Here is a 7,587-nt window from a genome sequence, read left to right as displayed (position 1 = left end):
TTATAAGATAGATATTCGTTATTTCCCAATAGAAATGAAGCTTCGGCGCCCTTTCCGGGTGGCATACGGCGCCGCCGCAACCAAGACCAGCCTGTTTGTCGAGATTGACGGCGAATGCTGGGGGGAAGCATCCGGTTCTGTCTACTACGGAGCATCTATTGAAGAAATCGGGCGTGACCTGAAAACCGGAATTGATGCTTTGAAAGACGTCAAGAGGCCGACGGCCACGGTCCTGGAAGATATCAACAGATTAGAAATAAACCGTTCCGCCCGGTTCGCTTTGTCAACGGCGTTCTTGCATTACTTATCTATGCGATTGGGACGGTATCCCTGGGAGATAGTCAATCTCGGGCCTCCGGATGATGTTCGGACATCATTTACCGTCAGCATTTCCACCATAAGCGATATGGTTTCTGAAATTAAGGAATCGCCCTATCCGATTATCAAACTGAAGATGGGATTTGAGGGTGATGAAGAGCTTGTCGCCGAGCTGCGGAAAGTCTCTGGTAAGTCATTTCGCATTGACGCCAACGGCGGGTGGTCATTGGAAAAAGCCGAGCGGATGATTTTTAGACTTAGTCAGATAGGGGTCGAGCTTGTAGAGCAGCCGACCAAGCCGGACCTGGCGGCGGAGTGGCAACATATCAAAGGGCGTTCCAAGACTCCCCTCTTTATTGATGAGGGAATGAATACTCTCGAAGATTATCTCCAATATGCCGATTATGTTGATGGGATAAATATTAAGCTGGCGAAAGCAGGCGGCATTCTGGAGGCATCAGCGATAGCCGGAAAAGCCGCAAAAGACCGTCGAAGAGTTATGCTGGGATGTATGGTAGAATCCTCGGTGGCGATTTCTCCGGCGCTTTATATGGCGTCACTGGCACATTATTTTGACCTCGATGGTCCTCTGCTTCTTGAAGAGGATTGCGCCACAGGTATTATGTTTAATGTTGAAAAGATGAATCTCGGTGAAGATATTATCGGCGGACCAAAAATGAAGGCAAGATTCCGATATGCCAAATCTGATTGAGAAGCTTCTCATTTTAGTGGCGGCGGTGGCAGTAATGAGCGCCCCTGCGGGAGCTGTCCCGCCGAAAGTAAATGTCGTTTATCCTCGTCTGGGCGACACCTTAACAACTGTGGATTCTACTTTCATTTTAGGCTCGGTTACTCCGGGAGCGACTCTTTGGATAAACGGCAGTCGGACCGCTGTTCATGAGGAAGGTGGCTTTATCGCTTTTCTTCCCGTTTTTCCCGGCGCCTTCAACTTTGAATTGATGGCGATAAGCGGCGACGATACATTGGTACTGCTCTGGCCTATATATATTCGGCCGCACCTGGAATTCAGTTACGATTCATTGACGATTATCAAAAGCCAACCGGGCCTCACTCTCGGCTTGAGAAACGGGGAAATTCTTTCGGTGGAATTTATGGGAACTCCGGGCTGCATCGCCAGTTTCTCTCTGCCGGGAATAGCGGATTCTGTGCCGATGGCAGAAATACTGCCGGTGGCGAATTCATCCCAGGCAAATTCGGCATTTGGTACTCTGGCTGCAAACTCTCCGAAACGTTTTGGCGGGCATTATCAGGGATATATGGAAGTGCCCGAAACGGTACTGGATGATTCACTGCCGGTGATGTTCCATCTGCGAGCGCCAACCCTGGCAGAGTTGGTTGAGATTCTGAAAAAGCGCCCTGTTGAAAATATAGATTTTGCGATGCTCAATCTTTTGCGATATGAATCAGCCGCGAAATCTGACAGTTCCGGGATTTTTGTCCGTTTCAATCCAACGGAATATCCATCGATGGTTGAATTCAAAGACTCTGTACAGACTATCAGGATAGGTCCCGGCAAAGGGTACATAACGATTTTCCAACCGCGCGGTGTTCTGGCGCAGGCGACTGGATATGAGGGTGATTGGCTGAAACTTCGACTTTCGCCTTCCGAAATCGGATGGGTTAACAAGGGGTCAGTCAGATTCTTGGAAAAGAGTCGTCCTCCGGTGATATCATATCCCAAGACGGTGCGCACAATCGTGTCCGATAACGATGTCACTGTCATAGTCCCCCTGGCGGCGAGGCATCCTTTCCGAATCGTCGAGGAAGATAATAAGACGCTGACCATCGACCTGTTCGGGGTCAACACCGATACCGACTGGATTCGGTACGATTCCGAGGATGACCTGATTAGAATAATCACCTGGCGGCAGGTGGAGCCGGAGCTGTTTCGCCTGACTATAAGGACCAATCACTCTATCTGGGGATATGATGCCGACTACGAAGGGAATATTTTTCGATTGAAGCTGCGCAAACCACCTAAAAATGTAAGGAAAGTAAAGAATCTGGTTATAGTCATCGACCCGGGGCATGCGGCAGACCCGGGAGCGGTTGGTCCTACCGGTCTGAAGGAATCAGAAGCCAACCTGGCGATTGCCAGCGCCCTGCGGGATAGACTTTCCGCAAAAGGGGCAAGAGTAATCATGACCCGCGATGATATGTCCCATATTCCGCTTTATGAGCGCCCCTCAATCGCAAAGCGATACGGGGCGGACCTGTTCATTTCCATCCATAATAATGCCTTGCCGGACGGGCTTAATCCTTTTGTGAATAACGGCGTTTCCACTTATTATTATCATCCGCATTCCCTGGGTCTGGCGCGGAATATTCAACGGGAACTCCGCGCCGCAACTGGGCTGAAAGATTTTGGGACCTATCACGGCAATCTGGCGGTAGCTCGTCCCACCCAATATCCGGCTGTGCTGGTAGAGACCGCTTTTATTATCTTGCCGGAACAGGAGGCGCTTCTTAAGAACCCGGAATTTCAAAAGAAGGTCGCCACGGCAATTCAGAAAGGGATAGAAAGGTTTTTGAAAGAATATGAGTAGCGAAACCGGTGCGAACGGCAAAGGCAATCTCTTGTGGCTGGTCTATATTTCATTATTTATTGCCGGAGGCATGCTTCTGGCTGATGCTCTCGGCGTCAGGGCGCTAAGCCGTCTTACGGTTCGTCTGGGGGCGGCGCTTCTTTTTTCCGCGATTGCCCTGATGGCAGGAAAAGACAAGCCGGCCGGCATTGTAGCCATTGCCATAGTTTGGATTGCGGTTCTTATCACGCTCTTTAACTGATTGATTGGCGTATGCCCCAACCGAGGCAGTCATCAGTATCTATCGCCTATGGCCGCGGCAAGATTGAATTGCCCCTTGACCCCGATATTGCTGACTGGGAGATAATTCAGGGGGGAAATGAAACTGCGATTCTCGATTTTGAAAGCAGATTCAAGGAAGCGGTCAATTCCCCTGTAAATTCGGCGCCGTTACGTCAGATAGTAGCATCCGATGATACGGTCGTCATTGTCACCTCCGATGGCACTCGTCCGGTCCCCAATAAGCTTCTGATACCGGCAATTGTGCGGCACTGTCAACTTCGGCCTGACAAGGTGTCAATTCTGATAGGGACCGGCACTCATCGTCCTCCCTCGCGCTCTGATCTGATTGACCTGTTGGGGAAAACGATTTTAGAGAGTTTCCGAGTGGTCTGCCATAGTGCGACTGAACCCGACGAGCTGGAGTTTTTGGGACGAAGCAGAAGCGGGGTACCGGTTTCTATGAACAAGGAATATCTTAGGGCGTCCAAGAGAATTGTCTTAGGATTTATTGAGCCGCATTTCTTTGCCGGATTCTCAGGCGGGGCAAAAGGAATCTGCCCTGCGGTCTGCGGGATGGAGACTATTAATGAATTTCATTCTTTCAGGATAATAGCTCACCCCAAGTCGGACTATGGTGAACTTGAGGAAAATCCGCAGCAACTGCTGGCAAGAGAAATTGTCGCACTGGCGCCCCCTGACTTCCTGGTCAACGTAACGCTCAATTCCGCCAAGCAGGTGACCGGTATTTACGCCGGAGACTATATTGAAGCCCATCGCATCGGCGCCAACGATTCTTTGCGCATCGCCAGTGCCAGAGTGAAGAAAAAATATCCGCTGGCCGTAGTCTCAAATTCCGGCTATCCATTGGACCAAAACCTCTATCAGACGGTTAAAGGGATTACCACCGCCGCCAGAATTGTTGCTGATGGAGGAATAATATTGGCTGTTTCCGAATGTTCCAAAGGAATTCCTGATGACGGCAATTTTGCTCAGATATTGAATACGGCAACTGACCCTGCCGCCGTTCTCGAAATAATCGCCGACCCTTCATATAAAGTTTCCGACCGCTGGCAGGCTCAGAAACTGATGCAGATTCTCATGAAAGCGCGCGTCTGCCTTCTTTCCGAACTTTCCGAGGAGAAGACCGCTTCCTGCAAGATGGTGAAGGTCGGCAGTATCATTGAAGTCGTAAAAGATGTGGCAAGAGAATTTGGTCCTCGTCCACCAGTGGCGGTCATTCCCGATGGTCCCTTGACCTTGCCGATTATCGGCGGTGGGAATGGGTAGGATATCAGTGCTAATATAGATCTCAAGCAAGACCAAAAATTCTGTGAAAAAAATCACAAAGATATCTTCTTTCATAATACTGGATATTTATAAATATGCTAATCTTTCCCCCGCCAAATATGTCAACGAAACGAGTAATTGCTTCAGATATATATGTAATTGTGATATATAAGATTATGTTAGATAGTATAATAACAGCGTTTTATCAAGTGTTACATTCGTAATATTCCGCATTCAATGAAATCTCTGCATAATATAGTAGGTGAAATATTTCTCAAACTGGCGAGATTTCGGTCGCTAAAGGGCTTGACTTTTTGGGCAGAAGGTGGTATACCAATCCTTATAAGAGGACGAGATTGACCACAATCTTAAGGTTGATTGTGATTGATAGTCCATCGTTCTAAGAACCAGGAGGTTAATTTTAATGAATAGCAAGCCGTTTAATCCGTTTGCGATGGCGCAGGCGCAGTTCGACCGGGCTGCCGATTTTCTGAATCTGGATATGCCGACGCGCGAGCTGCTAAGATATCCGATGCGGGAATATCAGTTCAATATTCCGGTTCGGATGGATGACGGTACCGTAAAGATATTTCGCGGCTTTCGTGTACAGCATAACGATGCCCGGGGACCGGGTAAGGGCGGGATTCGCTTTCATCCGCATGAGACAATCGACACAGTCCGAGCGCTTTCGATGTGGATGACTTGGAAATGTTCGGTTGTGGATATTCCTCTTGGTGGGAGCAAAGGGGGAGTTGTCTGTGACCCGCACAATTTGAGTATGAGGGAGCAAGAGAGCCTCTGCCGCGGATGGGTTCGTCAATTATCAAAAGATATCGGGCCGCTTATAGATGTCCCGGCACCGGATGTCATGACCTCGGCCCAGCATATGCTCTGGATGCTCGATGAGTTCGAAACGATTCATCGGGGCCATTATCCCGGTTTGATAACCGGAAAACCGGTTGGCATGGGCGGCTCGCTGGGCAGAACTGAGGCAACCGGGTACGGCGTGATATTTACAGTCAGAGAAGCGCTTAAAGAATTGAATATAAAAGTGGAGAATACTATCGCCAGCGTTCAAGGGTTCGGCAATGTTGCCCAGTATGCCATTCAGCTGTATCAGCAGATTGGCGGCAAAGTCATCTGTGTCTCTTGTTGGGACCAGACTGACCAGACGTCTTACACCTTCAGAAAAATGTCCGGCATAGACCTGCAGGCGCTGTTGAAGATAACCGACCGATTCGGCGGTATAGATAAAACTCAAGCCAAAGCGCTGGGGTATGAAATTCTCCCCGGCGACGCCTGGATTGAACAGGAGGTCGATATTCTGATTCCGGCCGCGCTGGAAAATCAGATTACCGCGGACAATGTCGGACGGATGTCGCCTCGTGTGAAACTTATTGCTGAAGGAGCCAATGGTCCGACCACTCCGGATGCTGACCAGGTAATCGCGCAGAGGAAGATTTTCATGATTCCGGATTTTTTGGCAAACGCCGGCGGTGTGACTTGCAGCTATTTTGAGCAAGTTCAGAGCAATATGAATTATTTCTGGGAAAAAGATGAAGTTCTCGGGAAACTGGATCTGAAGATGACTTCCGCATTCCAGTCAGTGAGTGAACTGGCGCGGAAGCGCAATATTTATATGCGAGATGCCGCCTATTTTATTGCGGTGAACCGTGTTGCCCAGGCTTGCCGAGACCGAGGCTGGGTGTAACAGCCCTTTCCTGAGTGTCGCTTTGAGCCCGGTTGGGAGGTATTCTGACCGGGCTATTTTTCTGATGCCGGCAGAAGAAGGCTATTTCCGAGCTTGCTCCCGCCGTTGCCATCGCCTAATTTATCTTATGACCGATTCGGATAATTCCAGGATTAATCCCGCTGACAAGATAAAGCCGTTCGAGCGCCGATTCTGGGATGGAGCTGATACTTTTACAAAAATCGGTAACGGCGCCATTGGAGGAAAAGCCTCGGGGCTGGCGCTGGTAAGAGATATCCTTGCCCGCCGTTTCCAGCGCGAGCAGTTCCCGTCACTGGAGTTGAACGTCCCAACCCTGACCGTCATAACTACCGAATTTTATGACCGATTTATGCAGGATAATAATCTTTACGGTGAAATACTGCGGGATTACCGTGATGACCAAATTGCTCTGATATTTCAAAGAGGGGAGCTGGCTCCAGAACTGGTAGGGGACCTTCGGGCGCTGATATCTAATTTTCATACTCCGCTGGCAATACGGTCATCCAGCCTCCTGGAAGACGCCATGCGGGAGCCATTTGCCGGTGTTTACGGAACGAAGATGATTCCTAACAATCAGCCGGAAACCGATACCCGCTTCCAGCGTCTGGTGGAAGCAATCAAGTTTGTTTACGCCTCGACCCACTTCAGAAAAGCCCGCAATTATCTGAAATCGACTAGAAGAGCCCCCTCCGCCGAAAAAATGGCTGTGATTATACAGGAAGTTGTGGGCAGACGACACAACGGCCGATTTTATCCTGACATTTCGGGAGTCGCCCGCTCCATCAATCATTATCCCACCGGGCATGCCACCCCCGAGCAGGGAGTGGTCAGCCTGGCATTGGGGTTAGGGAAAACCATTGTCGATGGCGGTCAGGTCTGGAGTTATGCTCCGTCATATCCGCGGGCGACGCCTCCGGTCAGGTCGTTGGCGAATCTTGCCAAGATGAGCCAGGCAACATTCTGGGCTGTCAACATGGGGAAACCGCCGGCCCATGACCCGATTAAAGAGACCGAGTATCTGGTCAGGTTAGACCTTAAGGACGCCGAGTGGGATGGGACTCTGGCATTGACGGCATCCACGTACCAGCCGCAAAACGACCGTCTGGTGACCGGTATCGGCCAGGAAGGAATCAGAGTGGTCACCTTTGCCCCGCTCTTGAGCGCCCGGTTATTTCCGCTCAATGACCTGCTTAGGCATCTGTTACAGGTAAGCGCCGAGGAAACCGGCTCCGACATCGAAATGGAATTTGCCATGACTTTTTCCCGCGAGAACAATTCCGTGAAATGCCGCCTGGGGTATCTTCAATTGCGACCGATGGCAACACGGGACAAAGAAATTTCCTTGAGCAATGCCGAAATGCAATCTGAAAAGGTTATTGTTCGCTCGAGTCAGGTCATGGGGAACGGCATAATTGAAGGAAT

General features: G+C 49.9%; 6 protein-coding genes. All 6 read left to right on the top strand.

The annotated features are described in order from the left end of the window. Nucleotides 1-1,030 (top strand): enolase C-terminal domain-like protein (locus AB1690_01410; GenBank protein ID MEW6013957.1); only part of this gene is annotated, 1,030 nt, incomplete at its 5' end. Beyond that, nucleotides 1,014-2,885 carry an N-acetylmuramoyl-L-alanine amidase gene (locus AB1690_01405; GenBank protein MEW6013956.1) on the top strand — a complete coding sequence of 624 codons (1,872 nt, stop codon included), beginning with the start codon at nucleotides 1,014-1,016 and terminating at the stop codon, nucleotides 2,883-2,885. The genes AB1690_01410 and AB1690_01405, both read left to right, overlap by 17 nt. After that, entirely contained in the window at nucleotides 2,878-3,126 is a 249-nt protein-coding gene (locus AB1690_01400) for a hypothetical protein (protein MEW6013955.1), read from the top strand. The genes AB1690_01405 and AB1690_01400 overlap by 8 nt, the downstream gene beginning before the upstream one ends. Nucleotides 3,127-3,137: 11 nt before the next feature. After that, nucleotides 3,138-4,433, top strand: coding sequence for a nickel-dependent lactate racemase (gene larA / locus AB1690_01395; protein MEW6013954.1), 1,296 nt, complete (start codon nucleotides 3,138-3,140; stop codon nucleotides 4,431-4,433). Between the two features lie 424 nt (nucleotides 4,434-4,857). Beyond that, the gene (locus AB1690_01390) at nucleotides 4,858-6,144 is read left to right on the top strand and encodes a Glu/Leu/Phe/Val dehydrogenase (GenBank protein ID MEW6013953.1); all 1,287 of its coding nucleotides are present in this window, start codon (nucleotides 4,858-4,860) and stop codon (nucleotides 6,142-6,144) included. 64 nt (nucleotides 6,145-6,208) lie between these two features. Further along, the coding region (locus AB1690_01385) for a PEP/pyruvate-binding domain-containing protein (GenBank protein MEW6013952.1) at nucleotides 6,209-7,587 on the top strand (1,379 nt) is incomplete at its 3' end.

It is taken from the genome of Candidatus Zixiibacteriota bacterium, assembly GCA_040753495.1.
Classification (GTDB): Bacteria; Zixibacteria; MSB-5A5; order GN15; family PGXB01; genus DYGG01.
This window is presented reverse-complemented; position numbering and strand designations above follow the sequence as displayed.

Excerpts from the sequence above, each read along its gene's own strand:
- AB1690_01390 (MEW6013953.1), top strand. The coding sequence starts at position 4,858 with ATGAATAGCAAGCCGTTTAATCCGTTTGCGATGGCGCAGGCGCAGTTC.
- larA (MEW6013954.1), top strand. The coding sequence starts at position 3,138 with ATGCCCCAACCGAGGCAGTCATCAGTATCTATCGCCTATGGCCGCGGC.
- AB1690_01405 (MEW6013956.1), top strand. The coding sequence starts at position 1,014 with ATGCCAAATCTGATTGAGAAGCTTCTCATTTTAGTGGCGGCGGTGGCA.
- AB1690_01400 (MEW6013955.1), top strand. The coding sequence starts at position 2,878 with ATGAGTAGCGAAACCGGTGCGAACGGCAAAGGCAATCTCTTGTGGCTG.